Source organism: Micromonospora sp. AP08 (genome assembly GCF_008085935.1).
GTDB lineage: Bacteria > Actinomycetota > Actinomycetes > Mycobacteriales > Micromonosporaceae > Micromonospora > Micromonospora chersina.
The window spans coordinates 190656-210883 of the sequence record NZ_VSEZ01000004.1 but is presented as its reverse complement, the minus strand read 5'-3'; the positions used below and the strand labels follow the sequence as shown (position 1 = coordinate 210883).

21 protein-coding genes are annotated in these 20228 nt (G+C 75.3%); 9 read left to right on the top strand and 12 right to left on the bottom strand.

What is annotated here, in order from left to right; all coding sequences use genetic code 11:
* Positions 1-15: 15 nt before the first annotated feature.
* Together FXF50_RS09440 and FXF50_RS09435 are read right to left on the bottom strand one after the other, a co-directional pair.
* Positions 16-777 (bottom strand): HAD family hydrolase, encoded by a 762-nt coding sequence (locus tag FXF50_RS09440; protein ID WP_148426840.1) that lies wholly within the window; start codon positions 775-777, stop codon positions 16-18.
* A gap of 41 nt (positions 778-818) precedes the next feature.
* Positions 819-2957 (bottom strand): SpoIIE family protein phosphatase, encoded by a 2139-nt coding sequence (locus tag FXF50_RS09435; RefSeq protein ID WP_148426839.1) that lies wholly within the window; start codon positions 2955-2957, stop codon positions 819-821.
* 201 nt (positions 2958-3158) lie between these two features.
* Here FXF50_RS09435 and FXF50_RS09430 point away from each other — a divergent pair, with 201 nt between their 5' ends.
* Positions 3159-4022 (top strand): hypothetical protein, encoded by an 864-nt coding sequence (locus tag FXF50_RS09430; RefSeq protein ID WP_148426838.1) that lies wholly within the window; start codon positions 3159-3161, stop codon positions 4020-4022.
* 57 nt (positions 4023-4079) lie between these two features.
* Here the strand turns inward: FXF50_RS09430 and FXF50_RS09425 are convergent, their stop codons facing one another.
* The gene (locus FXF50_RS09425) at positions 4080-4442 is read right to left on the bottom strand and encodes a DUF6401 family natural product biosynthesis protein (RefSeq protein WP_148426837.1); all 363 of its coding nucleotides are present in this window, start codon (positions 4440-4442) and stop codon (positions 4080-4082) included.
* A 163-nt stretch (positions 4443-4605) separates the two neighbouring features.
* Between FXF50_RS09425 and FXF50_RS09420 the strand changes: the two genes are divergently transcribed.
* Positions 4606-5052, top strand: coding sequence for a hypothetical protein (locus tag FXF50_RS09420; protein WP_148426836.1), 447 nt, complete (start codon positions 4606-4608; stop codon positions 5050-5052).
* Here FXF50_RS09420 and FXF50_RS09415 read toward each other — a convergent pair whose 3' ends face one another.
* The gene (locus FXF50_RS09415) at positions 5053-5262 is read right to left on the bottom strand and encodes a hypothetical protein (protein WP_091263536.1); all 210 of its coding nucleotides are present in this window, start codon (positions 5260-5262) and stop codon (positions 5053-5055) included.
* 167 nt (positions 5263-5429) lie between these two features.
* Here FXF50_RS09415 and FXF50_RS09410 point away from each other — a divergent pair, with 167 nt between their 5' ends.
* The gene (locus tag FXF50_RS09410; protein WP_222866043.1) at positions 5430-6665 is read left to right on the top strand and encodes a sugar MFS transporter; all 1236 of its coding nucleotides are present in this window, start codon (positions 5430-5432) and stop codon (positions 6663-6665) included.
* Positions 6666-6713: 48 nt separating this feature from the next.
* Here FXF50_RS09410 and FXF50_RS09405 read toward each other — a convergent pair whose 3' ends face one another.
* The 4 genes from FXF50_RS09405 to FXF50_RS09390 all read right to left on the bottom strand — a co-directional run bounded on the left by FXF50_RS09405 (position 6714) and on the right by FXF50_RS09390 (position 9079).
* Entirely contained in the window at positions 6714-6977 is a 264-nt protein-coding gene (locus tag FXF50_RS09405; RefSeq protein ID WP_148426834.1) for a hypothetical protein, read from the bottom strand.
* Between the two features lie 102 nt (positions 6978-7079).
* Positions 7080-7541 carry an SRPBCC family protein gene (locus tag FXF50_RS09400; protein ID WP_148426833.1) on the bottom strand — a complete coding sequence of 154 codons (462 nt, stop codon included), beginning with the start codon at positions 7539-7541 and terminating at the stop codon, positions 7080-7082.
* Between the two features lie 55 nt (positions 7542-7596).
* Positions 7597-8013, bottom strand: coding sequence for a DUF2795 domain-containing protein (locus tag FXF50_RS09395; RefSeq protein ID WP_148426832.1), 417 nt, complete (start codon positions 8011-8013; stop codon positions 7597-7599).
* Between the two features lie 88 nt (positions 8014-8101).
* A complete protein-coding gene (locus FXF50_RS09390) occupies positions 8102-9079 on the bottom strand; it encodes a YihY/virulence factor BrkB family protein (RefSeq protein WP_148426831.1) in 978 nt (325 codons plus the stop codon).
* Between the two features lie 142 nt (positions 9080-9221).
* Here FXF50_RS09390 and FXF50_RS09385 point away from each other — a divergent pair, with 142 nt between their 5' ends.
* Positions 9222-9626, top strand: a complete 405-nt coding sequence (locus FXF50_RS09385) for a ChaB family protein (RefSeq protein ID WP_091310160.1) — start codon at positions 9222-9224, stop codon at positions 9624-9626.
* Positions 9627-9686: 60 nt separating this feature from the next.
* Here the strand turns inward: FXF50_RS09385 and FXF50_RS09380 are convergent, their stop codons facing one another.
* A complete protein-coding gene (locus FXF50_RS09380) occupies positions 9687-11120 on the bottom strand; it encodes an aldehyde dehydrogenase (RefSeq protein ID WP_148426830.1) in 1434 nt (477 codons plus the stop codon).
* Between the two features lie 72 nt (positions 11121-11192).
* Between FXF50_RS09380 and FXF50_RS09375 the strand changes: the two genes are divergently transcribed.
* Complete coding sequence (locus FXF50_RS09375) at positions 11193-12785, top strand: NAD(P)/FAD-dependent oxidoreductase (protein WP_148426829.1); 1593 nt, start codon at positions 11193-11195, stop codon at positions 12783-12785.
* Between the two features lie 383 nt (positions 12786-13168).
* Here FXF50_RS09375 and FXF50_RS09370 read toward each other — a convergent pair whose 3' ends face one another.
* The 3 genes from FXF50_RS09370 to FXF50_RS09360 all read right to left on the bottom strand — a co-directional run bounded on the left by FXF50_RS09370 (position 13169) and on the right by FXF50_RS09360 (position 15475).
* Positions 13169-13936, bottom strand: coding sequence for a polyprenol monophosphomannose synthase (locus FXF50_RS09370; protein ID WP_148426828.1), 768 nt, complete (start codon positions 13934-13936; stop codon positions 13169-13171).
* A 112-nt stretch (positions 13937-14048) separates the two neighbouring features.
* Positions 14049-15050 carry an SDR family oxidoreductase gene (locus tag FXF50_RS09365; RefSeq protein ID WP_148426827.1) on the bottom strand — a complete coding sequence of 334 codons (1002 nt, stop codon included), beginning with the start codon at positions 15048-15050 and terminating at the stop codon, positions 14049-14051.
* A complete protein-coding gene (locus FXF50_RS09360) occupies positions 15047-15475 on the bottom strand; it encodes an SRPBCC family protein (RefSeq protein WP_370464089.1) in 429 nt (142 codons plus the stop codon). The genes FXF50_RS09365 and FXF50_RS09360 overlap by 4 nt, the downstream gene beginning before the upstream one ends.
* A 198-nt stretch (positions 15476-15673) precedes the next feature.
* Between FXF50_RS09360 and FXF50_RS09355 the strand changes: the two genes are divergently transcribed.
* From FXF50_RS09355 to FXF50_RS09340, 4 genes are read left to right on the top strand one after another with little or no spacing between them, the layout of a single operon-like run.
* Complete coding sequence (locus tag FXF50_RS09355) at positions 15674-17353, top strand: HAD-IIIA family hydrolase (RefSeq protein ID WP_148426825.1); 1680 nt, start codon at positions 15674-15676, stop codon at positions 17351-17353.
* The gene (locus tag FXF50_RS09350) at positions 17350-18324 is read left to right on the top strand and encodes a glycosyltransferase (protein ID WP_091310136.1); all 975 of its coding nucleotides are present in this window, start codon (positions 17350-17352) and stop codon (positions 18322-18324) included. Before FXF50_RS09355 ends, FXF50_RS09350 begins: the two co-directional genes overlap by 4 nt.
* Positions 18309-19526, top strand: coding sequence for a glycosyltransferase (locus tag FXF50_RS09345; RefSeq protein ID WP_148426824.1), 1218 nt, complete (start codon positions 18309-18311; stop codon positions 19524-19526). Before FXF50_RS09350 ends, FXF50_RS09345 begins: the two co-directional genes overlap by 16 nt.
* Positions 19526-20218 (top strand): SIS domain-containing protein, encoded by a 693-nt coding sequence (locus FXF50_RS09340; RefSeq protein WP_148426823.1) that lies wholly within the window; start codon positions 19526-19528, stop codon positions 20216-20218. The genes FXF50_RS09345 and FXF50_RS09340 overlap by 1 nt, the downstream gene beginning before the upstream one ends.
* The last annotated feature ends 10 nt before the right edge of the window (positions 20219-20228 follow it).

Sequence of the window (20228 nt, the reverse complement as noted above, 5' to 3'; positions counted from 1 at the left end):
CCGTGGAGGACCCGCCTATACCTCGGCGTCCGTCTTCTCCCCGGTGGGACCGGTCACCCTGTCGCCGGCCCGGCGCGGGGCGCGAACCGACCTCGTCGGGTCGGTGAGGGCGGCGATCGCGCTGTCAGCGAGCCCGTCCAGCAGGCTGGCCGGGTCGTCGTAGACCGCCACCGCGCCCGAGCCCGCCAGCTCGCCGCGGCTGGTGCCGCCGCAGGTGAGGCCGATGCAGGGAACGTCCAGCTTGCCGGCGGCGGCCACGTCCCACACCGAGTCGCCGACGAACACCACCCGCTCGGCGGCCAGCCCCGACTGGGCCAGCGCCGCCTCCAGGATGTCCGGCGCCGGCTTGCTCTCCGCCGCGTCCGCCGAGGAGGTCACCGTGTCGATCACGTCGTCCGCGTCGAGCGCGGCCCGCAGGGCGGCCACCTCGTGCTCGGCCGCCGAGGTCGCCAGCACCACCCGGAGTCCCCGGGCGGCGCAGGCCCGCAGCAGGTCCACGGCCCGGGGCAGCGGCGCCAGCCGCTCCCAGTACTCGGCGTACAGCGCGTCGTGCGTGTCGCGCAGCTTGCCGTCCGCGTCCCGGTCCCGCTCCGCGCCGAGCAGGTGGTCGAGGAGCTTGTCCGAACCCATCCCGATGGCCCGGTGGATCCGCGCCATCGGCACCCGGTGGTCGCCCTGGCGGAGCGCCTCCCACCAGCTCACCGTGTGCAAGTACGTGGTGTCGACCAGAGTGCCGTCCACGTCGAAGAGGACGCCGCAGCGGTTGTCGTCAGGCATGGCTGCCCTTCTACCCGGCCGGGTCCCCGCCGACGCGTGACTCAGCCGGCGGGGATGAGGATTTCGAACCAGACCGTCGAGCCCCGCACCGTGGGGTCGGTGCCCCAGGCGTCGCTCAGCTCCTCGATGAGCCCCAGCCCGCGCCCGCGGCTGCTCAGCGTGTCGGTCTGCGTCCGGGTCACCTGCCCCCGGGTGCCGGAGTCGGCGACCGAGACCAGCAGCCGCTCCGCGCTGAGGTCGATCTCCACCCGGGCGGCGGTGCCGGCGTGCAGCAGGGCGTTGGTGGTCAGCTCGCTGGTGCACAGCACCGCCGCCCCGACCACCCCCTCGGGCACCTGCCAGTCGGTGAGCTGGGCGGTCATCCAGTGCCGGACCCGGCTCGGCGCGGTCGGCTCGGCCGGCACCTCCATGCTGGCCGAGCGGCTCGGCTTGACCGCGTGCTCGACGGCCAGCACGGCCACGTCGTCCTCGGTGGCGCCCGGCACGGCCGCGCTCGCCACCGCGCAGAGCGCCCGCGGGTCGCCGCTGCTCGCGGCGGTCACCGCCGCGCCCAGGCCCGCCAGGCCGGCGCCCAGGTCCTGCCAGCGCCGCTCCACCACCCCGTCGCTGAACAGCAGCAGGGTGTCGCCGGGGCGGAACGGCACGGTCACCGTCGGCGGGTGGCAGCCCAGGCCCAGCGGCGGGCCGGGCGGCACCTCGACGTACTCGGCGACCGGCTCGCCCTCGACCGGGCACCGCCGGATCAGCGGCGCGGGATGGCCGGCGCTGGCCAGGGTGATCCGCTCCCGGTCGGCCTCGATCACCCCGAACACCACCGTCACGAAGAGCTCGTTCGTGCCGCCCTCGGTGCCCAGGCTGGCCACCAGCCGGTCCAGGCCGCCGAGCACCGCGTCCGGCCGGGGGTCGGAGAGGGCCAGCGCCCGCAGCGCGGCGCGTACCTGGCCCATCCGGGCGGCGGCCTGCACGTCGTGCCCGGCCACGTCGCCGAGCACCACGCCGAGCGCGCCGGTGGGCAGCACGAACGCGTCGTAGAAGTCGCCGCCGGCGGCGTTGCCGTCGACGCCGGGATCGTACCGGGCGGCGATCCGCAGCCGGGGCAGGTCGGGCAGCTGCTCCGGGAGCATGCTGCGTTGCAGCAGCTGGGCGGTGCCGTGCTGGGTCTCGAAGCGGCGGGCCCGCTCGGCGGCCTGGCCGACCAGCTCCGCCGAGGCGGCGAGCAGGGCCCGTTCCGCGGGCGACCAGGGGTGCGCGGCCTGGTAGCCGACGGTCAGCGCGCCGCGGATCACCGTCGAGCGCAGCGGCAGCGAGGCGAGCGCCCGGATCTTCTGGTCGTGCCGGTCCGCCGCGGTGTCCCGCAGCGGCTGGCCGTCGGCGACGAAGGACGGCACGCCGCTGCGCGCGGTCACCACGATCGGGACCGCCGAGTCGGCGGGCATCCGCCGCCACAGCGGGGGCAGCCGCTCGTCGGCCTCGTCCAGCAGCTCGCCCCGGACCCGGCGGACCATCCGCCAGGCGGAGCCCTCGTCGACCACGAAGGAGACCCGGTCGCCGTCGAAGGAGTGCAGGCAGTAGCGCAGCGTGACCCGGGCGACGTCGTCCAGGGTGAGGGTGCCGGAGAGCGCGGCCGCGAAGTCGCTGAGGCTCTGCAGCTGCTGGGTGACCTGGGTGGTCTGTGCGGCCACGGTGAGCACGCCGACGATCCGGCCGGTGGAGTCGCGGACGGGGGAGTAGCCGCGGGTGAACACCGCCGGCTCGGCGGGACCGGCCCCGTGCCGGTCGACCGGCAGCACCGCCTCCCGTTCCAGGTAGGGCTCGCCCCGCCGGTAGACCCGCGTGACCACCTCGCCGGCGGCGGGGTCGTGCCAGAGGTCGGCGAACACCTCGGCCGCCGGCCGGCCCAGCGCCGCCGGGTGCCGTTCGCCGATCAGCTCCGCGTAGCCGTCGTTGTAGAGCAGGACCAGGTCCTCGCCGTAGAGCAGGGCCATCGGCACCGGCGAGGCCAGCACCAGGTCGACCACGGCGCGGACCGCCGGGTCCCAGCTCTCGGGCGCGCCGAGCGGGGTGTCCGCCCACGGGTGGGCCAGGACGGCGGCGGCCGCGGACCCGGTGGCGTCCCGTCCGGCGGGCGCTCCCGGGGTGGGGGCTGATGGCGAGGGGACCCGCCCGACGGTGCCTGGCATGACCGCAGCCTAACCGGAGGCTGTCGGTCAGGTTTCGATCACGCGCCCGCGTCGGCCGACAGCCCGTGTCGGCCGTGGGTGTTAGGGCAGGTCAGGGCCGGTTCAGCCGGACATGTCGGGAAATTGCCCCGGGTCGGCCCGGCGTGCTGCCGAAACCACCGGGTATGCGGGCGACGCAGTTCACGCGACAGGAGGGACAACATGCCGAAAACCCTCGCGGTCGGGCAGGCCGACATCGGTGACGCCCTGACCGATTTCTGGAGGTCGGTGCTGCTCTTCATCCCGAGGGCCATCGCGTTCATCGCGATCCTCGTGGTGGGTTGGCTCATCGCCCGAGCCGTCCTCAAAATCGTGGACGCGGCACTGGAACGGGTGGGGTTCGACCGGGCCGTCGAACGTGGCGGCATCAAACGCGCGCTCGCACGCACGAGATACGACGCCAGCGACATCCTGGCCAAACTGGCCTACTACGCGGTCCTGCTGTTCACCCTGCAGTTCGCCTTCGGGGTGTGGGGACCCAACGCGATCAGTGACCTGATCCGTGGCGTGGTCTCGTGGCTGCCGCGGGCCTTCGTGGCGATCGTCATCGTGGTCATCGCCGCGGCCATCGCCAACGCGGTGCGGGACCTGGTCTCGGGCGCGCTCGGCGGGCTCTCGTACGGCAAGGTCCTGGCCGACCTGACGGCGGTCTTCATCCTGGCGCTCGGCGTGATCGCCGCGCTGAACCAGGTGGGCATCGCCACCACGGTCACCACGCCGGTGCTCATCGCGTTCCTCGGAACGATCGCGGGCATCCTGGTGGTCGGCGTCGGCGGCGGTCTGGTGAAGCCGATGCAGGCTCGCTGGGACCGGTGGCTCGACCGGGCCGCCGAGGAGTCCCGGGCGATCAAGGAACAGCGCCAGGCGCAGGGCGCCGGTCGCAGCGACTACGAGCGGCAGATGGCCGACCGGGGCGGCCAGCCCACCCCGGCGATGCCGCAGTCGTCGATGTCCGGCGCGCAGGGCACGTACCGGTCCGGCAACGTGGGCGACGAGACCCAGCAGTTCCGCCGGCCGAACGGCTGAGGGAAAAGGGGCGACGAGGGTGTCCGCGGGGCGATCGCGGGCACCCTCCGCCGTGTCTCAGGCCAGGTCGCGGGGGTCCAGCGCGCGGGTCAGCAGGCAGACCGCGAGCAGGCGGGTGAGCACCCAGTCCGGCTCCGACCAGTCGACCGGCTCGACCGGCCGCTGCCAGCCCTGCTCCCGCGCCGCGTCGCGCATGCCCTCGGCGTACCCGGCGAGCGCCGCCACGGTCAGCGGGCGGCGGTCGCCGTGCAGGCTGTCGCGGACGGCGGCGGCGTGCTGGTCGACCGCGGCGAGCAGGCCGGGGTTGGCGGCGGCCGCCGCGAGGCCGGCGGTGCCGACGACGGCGGTGAGCGTGGTGAGGCTGGACCTCGCGGCCACCGCCGCGGAACGGGTCGCCACCCGGTTGTTCGGCACACGCATGGTGACCGAGGCTAGCCGCGACGGGAGCCGGGCGACCTCGGCCGACCGGCCGATGCCCGGGTCGTCCGGCTGATGCCGAGCCCCCGCCCGCGGGGATTGACCCGCGCGTCCGGGGGCAAAGGAAACCGCGCAGACCGCGCAGCCGACCCCGCGGAGGAACGGAATGGGACAGCAGGCGGACGGACCGGACCAGGCGCACCGCCGGCCGGCCGGCGTGAGTGACGCCACGGTCGAGGCCCTGGGCAAGCTCAGCGAGGCGCTGGAGTGCGTCGAGCGGGCCCGCGGCCACCTCTACTCGCTGCACCAGCTGATCGGGCACGCCGACCTGATGCTCGACGACGCCGTGTCGCTGTTCCGCTCCGCCGGGCACCCGCGGCTCGCCGAGCGGATCGAGGGGGACCTGCTCGGCCGCAACGTCATCGCGGGCCGCTGGACCTTCCAGATCGTCGAGGACTTCGACGACGGGTACTACGCGCTCTTCCGGGAGCTGGACCGGCAGGCCCGCGACGAGTTGGTCGGCGGACGGCGGCACCTCTACGAGGCGGAGATGAAGGAACGCCGACGCAGTCCGGGTCGGCCGGGGCACGAGGCGCGCCCGGCCGAGGGCTGATCAGTCGGAGGAGCGGGCCTGCGCCGTGCGGCGTACGCCGTCGTCGGCGATGATCACGGTCGCCACCATGAGCGCCACCACGAGGCTGAACAGCCAGGAGCTGTCGTCGACCAGCTTGGCCGCGACGGGCGCCTGGATGGCGGCGAGCAGGAAGCCGAGCCACGCCAGGCGGCGCTGACGCTGGGAGAGGAAACCGGAGCCCTGTTGCATCCCGAAAGTCTTGCGCGGCACAGGGGTATCGCCGTCAGCCGTTCGGCCGATTCTGGATGGGCTGTCCGTTTTCTCGACCGTCCGTATTGCACTTTTTATCCTTTCGGCTGAGGGCCGGGCCACCCGCGGGCCGACCCGGTCCGGCGGGCCGGGCAGGATGGGTCCCCGTGTCCCGCGCCCCCGCTCCACCCCGCCCCGCCCTGCTGCTCCTGGCCTACCTCGCCTTCGTGAGCCTCGGCCTGCCCGACGGCCTCATCGGGGTCGGCTGGCCCTCCATCCGGCGGGACCTGGGCGTGCCCACGGAGGCGGTCGGAGTCGTCCTCACGGCCGGCACGGTGGCCTACCTGACCTCCAGCGTGCTCGCCGGGTTCACGCTCGCCCGGCTCGGCGTCGGCTGGCTGCTGGCCGGCAGCACCCTGCTGGCGGGCGTCGCCCTGACCGGCTACGCGTCCACCCCCGCGCTCGCCGTCATGGTGGGCTTCGCGCTGGTGCTCGGGCTCGGCTCCGGGGCGATCGACGCCGGGCTCAACGCGTACGCGGCCGGCGCCTTCGGCCCCCGGCACATGAACTGGATGCACGCGTTCTTCGGGCTCGGCGTGGCGATCGGTCCCCTGATCATGACCGCGGTGCTCGGCGCCGGCCTGAGTTGGCGCTGGGGGTACGCCGTGGTGGCCGCCGCCCAGCTCGCCCTGGCCACCGCGTTCGCGCTCACCGTACGGCTCTGGCGGGCCGCCCCGCCGGACGGCGCGACCCTGCCGCCCGACCCGATCGCCCCGCAGGTGGTGCCCGGCGGGCCCGCCGTGGCCGCGCCCGCGCGTCGGAGCTCGGTGGGCGCGACGCTGCGGCTGCCGGCCGTCTGGCTCGGCGGCGCCGCCTTCGCCGTCTACGTGGCCATCGAGGTGTCCACCGGGCTCTGGGCGTTCCTGCTGCTCACCGAGGGTCGGGGGCTTGCCGCCCCGGTCGCCGGGCTCTGCGTCTCCGGCTACTGGGGCAGCCTGTTCGTGGGGAGGGTGGTGCAGGGGGTGGTCGCGGAGCGGCTGGGCACTGCCCGCGTGCTGCGCGGCAGCCTGCTCGGCATGGCCGGGGGAGCCGTGCTGGTGGCGCTGCCCGCGCCGGGCTGGGTGACCGTCGCCGGCCTGCTCGTGGTCGGCTTCGCGGCGGCCCCGGTCTTCCCGCTGCTCACCCTGACCACGGCGGAACGGGTGGGCCGCGACCACGCGGACCGGACCATCGGCCTGCAGATCGGCGCGGCCGGCCTGGGCGCGGCCCTGGTGCCGGCCGCGGTCGGGGTGCTGCTGGCCCGGGTCTCGGTGGCCGCGCTCGGCCCGACGCTGGTGGTGCTCGCCGTCACGCTCGTCGCGCTGCACGCCGTCGGCGCCCGCCGCGCCCGCCCGGCGTCCTGACCGACCGTCGCACCCAGGGCGACGTCCGCGCCGGCCCGGGGAACGGGCTCACATCGCGTCCGGGCCGGTCCGGCCGGTCGTCGACGGCCGGTAGGCCCGGTCCGCGTCGGTCATCTCCCGCCGCTCGGCCTCCGGGCCGGCGCCGCGGTCCACCGCCTCCGGCCCGTGGCCGAACGCGGCCTCCTCGCCGGCGTCGTTGCCGGTGGCGTCGTCGGCCTGCCCGTCGAGGGTCGACCGGGCGATCGCCCGGTCCAGCTCGTGCAGGGGAGTGCGTTCCTCGTCGCGCCACACGTGGCTGTCGTTGTCGGTCATTCCCCTGCGGTACCCGGGCCGGATGATCGCAAACGGCCCCCGGACCCGGCGATGGCCGCCGGAGCACCGGCGGCCATCGGGGTTCGCGTACGGGGGGAAGGGTCAGGGAGTCGGCCGGTCGACCGTGCCGCGCCAGGCGCCGGTCTCCTGACCGCGCCGCTCGATGAACTGCTTGAACCGCGCCAGGTCGCCCTTGGTGCGGCGGTCCACCACGCCCAGCTTGTCGCCGGCCGTCTCGACCACGCCGTGCGGTTCGAACTCCATCTGGAGGGTGACCCGGGTGTTTCCCTCGTCCAGGCGGTGGAAGGTCACCACACCGGCCTGCTGGGTGCCCTCGGTGGAGCGCCACGCCACCCGCTCGTCGGGCAACTGCTCGGTGATCTCGGCGTCGAACTCGCGCTTCACGCCGGCGATCTCCACCGTCCAGTGGGTCATCGTGTCGGAGAGCTGCCGGACCTCCTGGACACCCTCCATGAAGTGCGGGAACTCCTCGAACTGCGTCCACTGGTCGTAGGCGGTGCGGATCGGGACGGCCACGTCCACGTGTTCCATAACGCCGCTCATGTCTGTCGTCCTCCTGTCCCGCCGGTTTCTGTTCACGGGCCGTGGGGCGGTCCGCTCACCAGCGCGTCGTCTCGTTCTTGTGCCCGAGCGCGGCCCACACCTCGGAAACCGTCTGGTAGCGGGTGCCCTCGGGCAGTCCTTCCAGGGCGGTGATGATGTCGTCGGGCGCCTGGTTCTCCCGGGCGTTGGCCACCAGCGTGTCGCGGTCGCCGGGCAGGGCGCTCATGGTGATGAACCGGCCGAGTCGACTGCGCGCCTCGACGTCGTCCATGCTCATTCCCTGCGGGTTGCCGCCGCGGCTGGCACCGGCCGTGACCGTCTTCGGCTCCGGCTGGTCCTCGCCGGCCGGCTCCGGCTGGCGGGACTCCTCGACGCGGGAGCCCGCGGCTCCCGGCCCCTGGACCAGGCCGCTCACGTCCTGAGCCATGTTGTCGTCAACCCTGGGCGAGTGCTTGCTGCTGACTCGTTCCATGCCGACAGACATGCCCGAGGGGGCCGCCGGTAAACCGACGGCCGCCGGTCGAGCCGGTCATCGGCCCCGGAAACGGGACGAATCCCGGTCAGGAGTCGGCCGGGGCGCGGGGCGCCAGCACCGGCTCGTCCGGATGCGCCACGCCGGCCTGGATCATCCGGCCCCGCTGGAGTTCCGCGTTGACCTGCACGCCCAGCATGAGCGCGCAGTTCGACAGGTACAGCCACACCAGGAAGGCGATGACCGCCCCCAGGCTGCCGTAGGTCACGTCGTACGAGCCGAAGTTGGCGACGTAGAGGCCGAAGCCGAAGGAGGCGACCACCCAGGCCAGCAGGGCCAGGGCCCCGCCCGGGGTGAGCCAACGGAACCGGGGCTGCCGGACGTTCGGGGCGATCCAGAACAGCAGCGACAGCAGCGTCATGGCCACCAGCGCGAGCAGCGGCCACTTCGCCACCGTCCACACCTGGCGGGTCAGCCCGCCGGCGTGCAGGCGGTCGCCCACGAAGTCGGTGACCGGGCCGCTCACGATCAGCCCCAGGGCCACCACGGCGAGCAGCACCAGCGACACCCCGGCGAGCCCGATCTGCACGGGCCGCAGCCGGTAGAACGGCCGCCCCTCCTCGACGCCGTAGATCGCGTTGGAGGCCCGGGTGAACGCGCCGATGAACCCGGACGCCGACCAGAGCGCGCCGAGCAGACCGAAGCTCAGCAGCACCTTCGCCGAGCCCTGCTGCTCCACCACGTTGCGCACCACGGTGACGAAGGCGTCGTTGCCGACCACCGAACCGGCGCCGATCTCCCGGGCCAGGTCGATCACGGTGTCCACCGTGCGCGGCCCGTCGGAGACCAGCCCGACCAGGGCGACCACCACGATGGTCGAGGGGAAGAGCGCCAGCACCCCGTAGTAGGTGAGCGCGGCGGCCCAGTCGGCGCAGTTGTCCTTCACGAAGTTGCGCCCGGCGCGGACCAGCACCCCGCGCCAGGTGGCCCAGCTCAACTGGCGTACCCGCCGGGGGATCCGGGCCCGCTGCCGGCCGCCGGCCGCCGCATCCGTCGTCGCCGCCATGACCGCCTCCTCCGCGCGCCGGGCGCACCTCCGGCACGTGGCCCGGCGGTACCCCATGACGGAAATCGACAAACCCGCTACCGGTTTGCCCTCCGGGCCAGCGGGAACGGATATCGGATCGACGCAGACGGAGGAGGACGAGATGCCCGGGCGCGAGGTACTGCCCAGCACGCTGCGACGCTCCCCGGCGAAGGCGCAGCGGACCTGGGAGAAGACGCACGACTCGGCGGTCGAGACGTACGGCGAGGGGGAGCGGGCGCACCGCACCGCCTTCGCCGCCGTGAAGCACGAGTTCGAGAAGGTCGGCGACCACTGGGAGCCGAAGGGGCGCAAGGGCCCGAGCGACCGGCAGGCGGCCGGCGGCGGCCCCGCCCGGCGGGCCCCCACGGCCGCCGGGGTGGACGCCAACGCGAAGAAGGAACACCTCATGGAGGTGGCCAAGAAGCTCGACGTGCCGGGCCGGTCCCGGATGACCAAGCCGGAACTGGTCAAGGCGATCGAGAAGGCGAACGACAAGGCCACCCGCGAGGCGCGCGGCGGCCGCTGACCGGCCCGCGACGACACGGGAGCCCGGGACCGCGCAGGTCCCGGGCTCCCGTCGTCCCGTTCACCAGTGGCCGCCGCCCGGGGCCTCGATGTGCACCGCCTTCACCGTGCTGAACTCGTCCAGCAGCTCCGGGCCGTACCCGAAGCCCTGGCCGCTGCCGCGGCGCGGCTGCGCGGCGCCGCCCGGCGCGCCCCCGAACACCGCGTTGACCTTGACGGTGCCCACCGGCAGTTCCCGCCAGGCCCGGTGGGCGTGGCTCATCGAGCCGGTCAGCACCGTGGCGGCCAGCCCGTACGGGGAGTCCGCCGCGCAGCGCAGGCCCTCGCTGAACGAGTCGACCACGACCACCGGGGCGACCGGGCCGAACGTCTCCTCACGGACCAGCACCATCTCGTGCCGGCAGTCGCTGACCACCGTCGCCGGGTAGAACGCGCCCGGCCCGTCCGGCACCGCGCCGCCGGTGCGCACCCGCGCCCCCTCGGCCACCGCCGCGGTGACCTGCCCGTGCACGTGGTCCCGGTGCCGCCGGTCGACCAGCGGCCCGAGCTGGGTCCCCGGGTCCCGGCCGGGGCCCACGACGAGCGCCTCGGCCCGCTCCACCAGCGCGTCGACGAAGTCCTCGGCCACGTCCCGGTGCACGTAGATCCGCTCCACCGCGACGCAGACCTGCCCGGCGTTGGCGAAGCAGCCCAGCGCCGCCTGCTCGGCCGCCCAGACCGGATCCACGTCCGCGTCCACGACGAGGGGGTCGCTGCCGCCGTTCTCCAGCAACACCTTCGCGCCGGTGCGGGCGCCGGCGGTGGCGATGGCCCGGCCGGTGGCGGTGGAGCCGACGTGGGCCACCACGTCCACGTCCTGGCCGGCCAGCGCCGCGCCCACCTCGGCGCCACCGGTGAGCAGCGACAGCACGCCGGCCGGCAGCGCCTGGTCCAGGGCCCGGGCCAGCAGCCAGCCGGTCGCCGGGGTGCGCTCGCTCGGCTTGTACAGCACCACGTTGCCGGTGACCAGGGCCGCGCCGAGCAGACCGCAGGACACCGCCACCGGGTCGTTCCAGGGGGTGATCGCGGCGACGACCCCGCGTGGCTCGGGGGCCATGAAGTCCAGCGCCGAGGGAGCGCCGTGCAGGGTCCGCCCGCCCCGCACCGGGCCGAGTTCGGCGTACTGTCGCAGTGTGCCGATGCCCGCCGCCACGCCACCGCGTGCGTCGTCCAGGGGCTTGCCCATCTCCGCCGTGGTGGCCTGCGCCAGCTCCTCGGCGGCGGCCTCGACCGCGTCGGCCGCGCGGTGCAGCGCCGTTGCCCGCTCTGCCGGGGCCGTCGCCGCCCACTCCGCCGCCACGCCGCGGGCGGCCTCGACCGCCTTGGCCACCTCGTCCGCCGTCGCCACCGGCACGGTGGCCACCGGGGAGCCGTCGGCCGGATCGTGTACGACCAGCTCGCCCCCCTCGCCACCGGCACCCCAGACTCCACCTATGAGCTGCGCAACCGTGTACATGCGGCAGTGGATGCCCCGACCCCGGCGAGGCAAACGCGTTTCGCCCGGTAACCGGCCGGGTAGGCGGATCGGATGATTTCGACCGCGGACGCCGTCGTCATCGGCGCCGGCCACAACGGGCTGGTGGCCGCGAACCTGTTGGCCGACGCGGGCTGGGACGTGCTGGTGCTGGAGGCCACGCAGGTGCCCGGCGGGGCGGTGCGGTCCGCCGAGGTGACCGCCCCCGGCTACCTCAGCGACCTCTACAGCTCCTTCTACCCCCTCGGATACGCCTCGCCGGTGCTGCGCGGCCTGGGCCTGGAGCGGCACGGGCTGTCCTGGACCCACTCCCCGGACGTGCTGGCCCACCTGCTTCCGGACGGCCGCGCGGCCGTGGTCAACCGGGACCTCGACGTCACGGCGGCCTCGCTGGAGACGTTCGCCCCCGGCGACGGCGACCGCTGGCGGCACGCGTACGGGGACTGGCTCCAGGTGGCCGAGCCGATGCTCGGCATCATCACGAGCCCGTTCCCGCCGGTACGCGGTGGGCTCACCCTGCTGCGCCGGCTGAAGGTCTCCGGCGCGCTGCGGCTGGCCCGCCGGCTCGTGGTGCCGGTACGCAAGCTCGGCGACGAACTCTTCGCCGGCGACGGCGGTCCGGCGCTGCTGGCCGGCTGCGCCCTGCACACCGACCTGTCGCCCGAGGAGGCCGGCTCCGGGGTGTACGGCTGGCTGCTGGCCATGCTCGGCCAGCAGGTCGGCTGGCCGGTGCCGGTCGGCGGCGCGCAGCGGATCACCGACGCGCTGGTGGCCCGGCTGGTCGAGCGGGGCGGCCGGATCGAGTACGGCGCCCGCGTCGACCGGGTGCTCACCGCCCGCGGCCGGGCCATGGGCGTGCGTACCGCCGGGGGCGCCGACTGGCGGGCCCGCCGGGCGGTGCTCGCCGACGTTCCCGCCCCGGCGCTCTACCTGGACCTGGTCGGCGCGGCGGCGCTGCCGCCCCGGCTGGTCGAGGACCTCGCGCACTTCAAGTGGGACGGCTCGACGCTCAAGGTGGACTGGGCGCTGTCGGCGCCGGTGCCGTGGAAGAACCGGGCGGTGGCCGGCGCCGGCACCGTGCACCTCGGCGCCGACCTGGACGGGCTCACCGCGTACGCGGGGGCGCTGGCCCGCGGCGAGCTGCCCCGGGACCCCTTCCTGCTGGTGGGGCAGATGTCGGTGGCCGACCCCAGCCACTCACCGCCGGGCACCGAGTCGCTCTGGTCGTACACCCACCTGCCCTTCCGGCGGGACTGGCGGGCCGAGGAGGTCGCCGGGCACGTGGAGCGGATGGAGGAGGTGCTGGAGGAGGCCGCCCCGGGCTTCCGCTCGCTGATCGTCGGGCGGCACGTGGCCGGCCCGGCCGACCTGGAGGACGCCGAGCCGAGCCTGGTCGGCGGCGCGCTGGGTGGAGGCACCGCGGCCGCGTACCAGCAGCTCTTCCTGCGGCCGATCCCCGGCCTGGGCCGCGCGGACACCCCGGTGGACCGGCTCTTCCTGGCCAGCGCCTCGGCGCACCCCGGCGGCGGGGTCCACGGCGCGCCCGGCGCGAACGCGGCCCGGGCCGCCCTGGCCCGCGACCGCCTGCTCACCGGCGGCCTCTACGCGGGCGTCATCGGCGCCGCGCACCGCACCGTCTACCGCTGACCCGAGCGTGCGGGTGGGCGCGGCTTTCGCCTCCGGCCGCCAACCACCGACCCCCGATGGTTCGGGCGGCGTGCGCCGCGCGCGTCCGCCGGCCCGACGCGACGACCCGAGGCCTCGGTCACTGCCGGTGACCGGCAACGCCGGCCGGCATCCCTCTCCGACTGCCTTTGCTCTGCAGCCGCATACGCAGCGGTCACGCACCGTGTCCGGCTCGCGCCGCCGCCGCGGCCGGGCCGCTTCGCGCCGCGCAGGTGAGGCGGGTGTTGCGGTGATGGGTGCAGAGCAAAGCGGGTGCGGGGCCGTGGCCGGCCGACGGAAAGGCCTCACGCTGCGTCGTCATGACGCGGCGTGAGGCCGGTGTCCGTGTGGAAGGCGCCTGCGGGTCAGCTGTCCAGGTTGCGGTGCCGGGTGCGCAGCTTGAACGGCATGAGCGCACTCTCGATCTTGGTGGCGGTCGTCATCTTCGAGGCACCCTCGCGGCGCTCCTCGAAGCGGATCGGCACCTCCAGGATCGTGTGGCCCAGCTTGGTGGCCAGGTAGTGCATCTCCACCTGGAAGCTGTAGCCGTTGGACTGCACCCGCTGGAGGCCGATGTCGCGCAGCGCGTCGGCCCGCCAGATCTTGAACCCGGCGGTCAGGTCGCGGATCCGCACCCGCAGCAGGGTGTGCACGTAGAGGTTGGCCCAGCCGCTGAGCGCGCGCCGGTAGAGCGGCCAGTTCTCGTCCAGCTCGCCGCCGGGCACGTAGCGCGAGCCGATGACCACGCCGGCCTGGGTGGAGAGCAGCGCGCCCAGCATGCCGGGCAGCGCCTCCGGCGGGTGGGACAGGTCGGCGTCCATCTGCGCGACGTAGTCGGCCCCGTCGTCCAGCGCCCGCCCGATGCCGTCCACGTACGCCCGGCCGAGGCCCTCCTTGCCCGGGCGGTGCACCACCAGCACCCGGTCCGGGTGCTCGATGGCCAGCTTGTCGGCGACCTCCCCGGTGCCGTCCGGGGAGTTGTCGTCCGCGACGAGCACCTTCAACCCCGGCAGCGGGAGCGCGAGGAGGCGCTCGACCACCGTCGGGAGGTTGCCCGCCTCGTTGTAGGTCGGAACGACGACGGTCAGGCGTGCGTCGCGCCACGGAGAGGGCAACTGCACGGGTTCGATCATCACGGACATCCTCGGTCGGCCGACAGGTTCACCTGAGAGGGTAGCCAGTCCTCTCCGTGCGGTCCGCACAGACGCCCGCCGGAGGATTCCGGACGTTCGCCGGTGCGGGCGGTCAGCGTAGCCTGCGGGCCAGCCCGCCGGCGGCCAGCAGCAGCCCGCCGAGCGTCAGCGCGGACACGGCGGGCTTGTGCGCGCTCACCCACAGTGCCGTCGAATGCCGGCGGGCCCGGTCGGTGAACACCCCCTCGGCGCCCCGGTCCCGCTCGTCGTCGCCCGGCCGGTCCAGGTTGTCCCGCCAGGTCGCCGGGTCGATCGGCGTGTCGGTCTGCTGGCTGTCGTAACCGTCCCGGGCCAGCTTCCGGTCGAGCAGGCCGGGGAACAGGACGTTGCCCAGCCGAGCCCGCCAGGTCGGGCCGCCCACGTTCAGCTCGCGCGGTCCGCGGTCGGCGGCCCAGACGACCGCCCGCGCGGCCACCTCCGGCGCGAAGATCGGCGGCACGGGCTGCGGATGGCGGGGCAGCCGGGTGCGTACCCAGGAGAACTGCGGGGTGTTGACGGCCGGGAGCTGCACCATCGACAGCTTCACCCCGGGGCAGCCGTGCAGCAGTTCGGCCCGGATCGAGTCGTTGAAGCCCTGCACGGCGTGCTTGCTCGCGCAGTACGCCGACTGCAAGGGGATGCCCCGGTAGGCCAGCGCCGAACCGACCTGCACGATCGCGCCGCGACCGTGGGCGCGCATGTGGCGCAGCGCGGCCAGCGTGCCGTGCACCGTGCCCAGGTAGTTGACCTCGGTGACCCGGCGGAACTCGGCCGCGGTGATCTCCCAGGCCGGCGCGAAGACCGAGACCATGGCGTCGTTGATCCAGACGTCCAGCCCGCCGTAGTGGTGCGCCACGTCGTCGGCGGCACGCTGCACCGCGCCGGCGTCGGCCACGTCCACCTGGTAGGTACGCACCTCGGCAGCGCCGAGCCGGCGGCAGTCCCGCTCGGCGGCGGCCAGCCCGGCGGCGCCCCGGGCCAGCAGGGCCAGCCGCGCGCCGCGCGCCGCGTACCCCCGGGCCACCGCGCGCCCGACGCCCGCGCTGGCCCCGGTGATCACGACCCGCTGGGTCACCGGTCCGCCTTCTGTCGGGTGGCGATGTCGGCGAGCCGGCGCAGCGTCTCCTTGTTCCGCTGGTGCAGCACGAGGTCGTTGAGCTTGTTCCGCACCCAGCGCAGCGGACCGGCGGCGAAGTCCTCGCCGATGGTGACCCGGGTCCGGCCGCCGTCGAGGGGCTCCAGGTGGAACACCACGATCGCCTCGCCGGCCGGCCACAGCCCGGCCCGCACCACGAACTTGCGCGGGGCGTCGCACTCCAGCACCGTCGAGGTGTCCTCGAGGGAGAACGGCCACGGGCCGGCCTTGTGGTGCAACCGGCTGCCCACCCGGGGCCAGGTGTCGTCCACGGCCCGGACGTGCACCGTGCCCACCACCCAGTCGCTGTACGTCCACCCGTCGGCGAGCACGTCGAACACCTGCTGCGAGGGCGCGTCGATCACTTTTTCCACAATCGCCACCGCAATCCCATACCCCCGCCCCGACCGCCGCTAACGGCGGTCGGGTTAGCTTCTCTCCGGCGGCGGGTAACGCCGGACCGGGCCGGCGGGAGCGGGGTGCGGACCGGCCGTGCGGCACCGGCGGAGGCGGCTCCGCCGAAGTTGATGTTTACTCCTCGGGGGGTCGGGAACCCGCCGCCCGTGCGACGGGACCACGAGCGGGATCAGTGCAGGTCAGCCCGGGTTGACCCGGGTGCTGACCGGTTCCCGTCCGGCCTGTACGACGCGGTGCTGCTGGACCGGGACGGCACGCTCGTCGAGGACGTGCCCTACAACGGTGACCCGGAGAAGGTCCGCCCGCTGCCCGGCGCCCGGGAGGCGCTGGACCGGCTGCGCGCGGCCGGGCTGCGCCTGGCCGTGGTGAGCAACCAGTCCGGCCTGGCCCGGGGCTGCTTCACGGCCGACGACCTGCGCCGGGTCAACGCGCGGGTGGAGGAGCTGCTCGGGCCCTTCGACAGCTGGCAGATCTGCCCGCACGGCGAGCCGGACCGCTGCGCCTGCCGCAAGCCGGCCCCCGGGCTGGTGCACGCCGCGGCCCGGGCGCTCGGGACCACGCCGACCCGCTGCGTGCTGGTCGGCGACATCGGCGCCGACATGGCCGCCGCCGCAGCGGCCGGCGCCGCCGCGATCCTGGTGCCCACCCCGGCCACCCGGGCGGCCGAGGTGGCCGCCGCCCCGAGCGTCGCCGCCGACCTGCCGGACGCGGTCGGCACCATCCTCGGCCGGATGCGGCTCGTGGCCGCGCCCGAGCCGGCGCCCCGGCGGGGCACGGTGCTGGTGGTGCGCAGCGACGCGGCCGGCGACGTGCTGGTCACCGGCCCCGGCATCCGCGCGGTGGCGGCCGGGGCGGAACGGGTGGTGCTGCTCTGCGGGCCACGCGGCCGGGCGGCCGCGGAGCTGCTGCCCGGCGTCGACGAGATCATCGAGTGGCCGCTGCCCTGGATCGACGCCCCCGCCCCGCCGGTCGACCCGGCCGGGATGCGCGCTTTGGTGGACCGGCTCGCCGCCGTCCGCGCGGACGAGGCGGTCCTCTTCACCTCCTTCCACCAGTCGGCGCTGCCCCTGGCCCTGCTGCTGCGGATGGCCGGGGTGCCGCGGATCAGCGCGATCAGCGACGACTACCCGGGTGCCCTGCTCGACGTGCGGCACCGGGTCCCCGTCGGGGTGCCCGAGCCGGAGCGGGCGCTGTCGCTGGCCGCGGCGGCCGGCTTCGCCCTGCCCGCCGGCGACGAGCCGGGGCTGCGGCTGCGCACCGACCGGCTGCCGCCCGCCCCGCCCGCCGCCGGCGAGCCGGGTTACGTCGTGCTGCACCCGGGCTCCTCGGTGGAGACCCGGGCCTGCCCCTTCGAGCTGGCCACCCGCATCGTCCGGGTGCTCAGCGCGGCCGGCTACCGGGTGGTGGTCACGGGCGGGCCCGACGAGCGGGAGCTGACCGCGCAGGTGGCCGCCGCGGGCGGCCTCGACCTGGGCGGGCGTACCGGGCTCGGCGAGCTGGCGGCCGTGGTCGCCCGGGCCGGCGCGCTCGTGGTCGGCAACACCGGGCCGGCGCACCTGGCCGCGGCGCTCGGCGTGCCGGTGGTCAGCCTCTTCGCCCCGACCGTCCCGTTCGGGCAGTGGGGGCCCTACCGGGTGCCCACCGTGCGGCTCGGCGACGCCGGGGCGGCCTGCCGCGACACCCGGGCCGTGCGCTGCCCGGTCCCCGGCCATCCCTGCCTGTCCGCCGTGGAGCCGGGCCGGGTGCTGGAGGCGCTGCGGCTCCTCGGTGTGCGCGCCGACGCGCCGGAGCCGCTGGTCACCGTTCCGGGGGGGGTGGTCGGATGAACGTCCTGGTGTGGCACGTGCACGGATCGTGGACCACGTCGTTCGTGCACGGCAAGCACCGCTACCTGGTGCCGGTGACCCCGGACCGGGGCGCGTACGGGCTGGGCCGGGCGCGGACCTACCCGTGGCCGGACAGCGCCGTCGAGGTGACCCCGGCGGAACTGCGCCGGGCCGACGTGGACGTGGTGCTGCTCCAGCGGCCCGAGGAGTTCGACCTGGCCTGCGAGTGGCTGGGCCGCCGGGTCGGCCGGGACCTGCCGGCGATCTACGTCGAGCACAACACCCCGAAGGGCGACGTGCCGAACAACCGGCACCCCATGGCCGACCGGGACGACCTGCTGCTCACCCACGTCACCCACTTCAACGAGCTGTTCTGGGACAACGGCGGCACCCGCACGGCGGTGGTCGAGCACGGGGTGGTCGCCCCGGCCGTCGAGTGGACCGGCGAACTGGACCGCCTCGCCGTGGTCATCAACGAGCCGGTCCGCCGCTGGCGGGTCACCGGCACCGACCTGCTGGCCCGCTTCGCCGACCTCGCCCCGCTGGACGTCTACGGCATGAAGGTGGCCGGGCTCGCCGAGCACCTGGGCCTGCCCCCGGACCGGCTCACCAGCCACGACGACGTGCCGCAGCACGCCATGCACGCCGAGCTGGCGAAGCGGCGGGCGTACCTGCACCTGTGCCGGTGGACCTCCCTCGGGCTGAGCCTCGTCGAGGCCATGACCATGGGCATGCCGGTGGTCGCGCTGGCCACCACCGAGGCCGTGGAGGCCGTGCCGCCGTCCGCCGGTGCCCTCTCCACCCGGGTCGACGTGCTCGTCGAGGCGGCCCGGGGCCTGCTGGACGACCCGGCGGCGGCCCGCCGGGCGGGCGCGGCGGCCCGGACCGCCGCCCGGAACCGCTACGGCCTGGAGCGATTCCTCGCCGACTGGGACCGGCTGCTGGAGGAGGAAGTATGCGCATCGCGATGATCTCGGAGCACGCCAGCCCGCTCGCCGTCCTCGGCGGGGAGGACGCCGGCGGCCAGAACACGCATGTCGCGGAGCTCTCCGCCGCGCTCGCGGCCGCCGGTCACGACGTCCGGGTGCACACCCGGCGGGACGCCGTGGACCTGCCCGAGACGGTCCGCGCCCCGGACGGGTACGACGTGGTGCACGTGCCCGCGGGGCCGGCCGAGCCGGTGGCCAAGGACGACCTGCTGCCGTACATGCCGGCGTTCGGGGAGTGGCTGGCCGAGCGCTGGCGCACCGGCGACTGGCAGCCGGAGGTGGTGCACGCGCACTTCTGGATGAGCGGGCTGGCCGGGCTCGCCGCCGGGCGGCGCACCGGGGTGCCGGTGGTGCAGACGTACCACGCCCTCGGCACGGTCAAGCGCCGCCACCAGGGCGCGCAGGACACCAGCCCGCCGGGCCGGGTCGCGCACGAGCGCCGGCTGGGCCGCTCGGTCGACCGGGTGGTCGCCCAGTGCCAGGACGAGGTCGCCGAGCTGGTCCGGATGGGGGTGCCCCGGGCCGGGATGACCGTCGTGCCGTCCGGGGTGAACCTGTCCACCTTCGCGCCGCTCGGGCCGGTCGCCGAACGGGACGGCGGCCGGCCCCGGATCCTCACCGTCGGCCGGCTGGTCGAGCGCAAGGGCTTCCAGGACGTCATCCGGGCCACCGCGCTGGTGCCGGACGCCGAGTGCGTGGTGGTTGGCGGCCCGCCCGCCGGGCTGCTGGAGACCGACCCGTACGCGCTGCGGCTGCGGGCGCTCGCCGAGTCCTGCGGGATCGCCGACCGGGTGAAGCTGACCGGGGCGGTGCCCCGCGAGGAGATGGGCCGCTGGTACCGGTCGGCGGACGTGCTGGTCGCCGCACCCTGGTACGAGCCGTTCGGGCTGACCCCGCTGGAGGCGATGGCGTGCGGCGTACCGGTGATCGGCACCGCCGTCGGCGGGCTCCGGGACACGGTGGTGCCCGGCCGGACCGGCGACCTGGTGCCGGCCCGCGACCCGGCGGCCCTCGGCGCGGCGATCCGCGGGCTGCTCGGCGACCGGATCCGCCGGTTCGCCTACGCCACCGCGGCCCTGGAGCGCGCCCGCACCCGCTACTCCTGGTCCACCACGGCCGACCGGCTCGCGGAGCTGTACGCCGAGGTGGCCACCGTGCGTCGGCCCACCCGGGTGGTCGCCTGATGGCGGCGCCCACGCCGGCCGTCGGGGGGACGGTGCTGGAGGACCACCTGACCCGACTGGCCGCCGCGCTGCTGCCGCTGCGCGACGCGGAGCAGCTGCTGGCCCGCTGGGGCGGGGAGCTGGCGCACCGGCTGGCCACCGGCGGGCGGCTGCTGGTCGCCGGCAACGGCGGCAGCGCCGCCGAGGCCCAGCACCTCACCGCCGAACTCGTCGGCAAACTCCGCGACGACCGCGAACCCCTGTCCGCCATCGCCCTGCACGCCGAAACCTCCGCCCTCACCGCCATCGGCAACGACTACGGCTACGACGAGGTCTTCGCCCGCCAGGTCCGCGCCCACGGCCGACCCGACGACATCCTCCTGCTCATGTCCACCAGCGGCACCAGCACCAACCTCCTCACCGCCGCCCAAGCCGGACGCGACACCGGCCTGCGCTGCTGGGCCTTCACCGGCCCCGCGCCCAACCCGCTCGCCGGGTCCTGTGCGGAGACCCTGGCCATCGACTCGCCGGACAGCCAGGTCGTGCAGGAGCTGCACCTGGTCGCCACCCACGTGCTCTGCGAGTACGTCGACCGGGCGCTGCCCGCGGCGCTCGCCGCCCGCGCGGCGGACGCGACGCCGGCCGACACGGTGCGCGCCGGCGTCGAGGTGGTGCTCGGCGACGGTCCGGACGGGAAGGTGCAGGCCCGATGAGGAGGTCGAG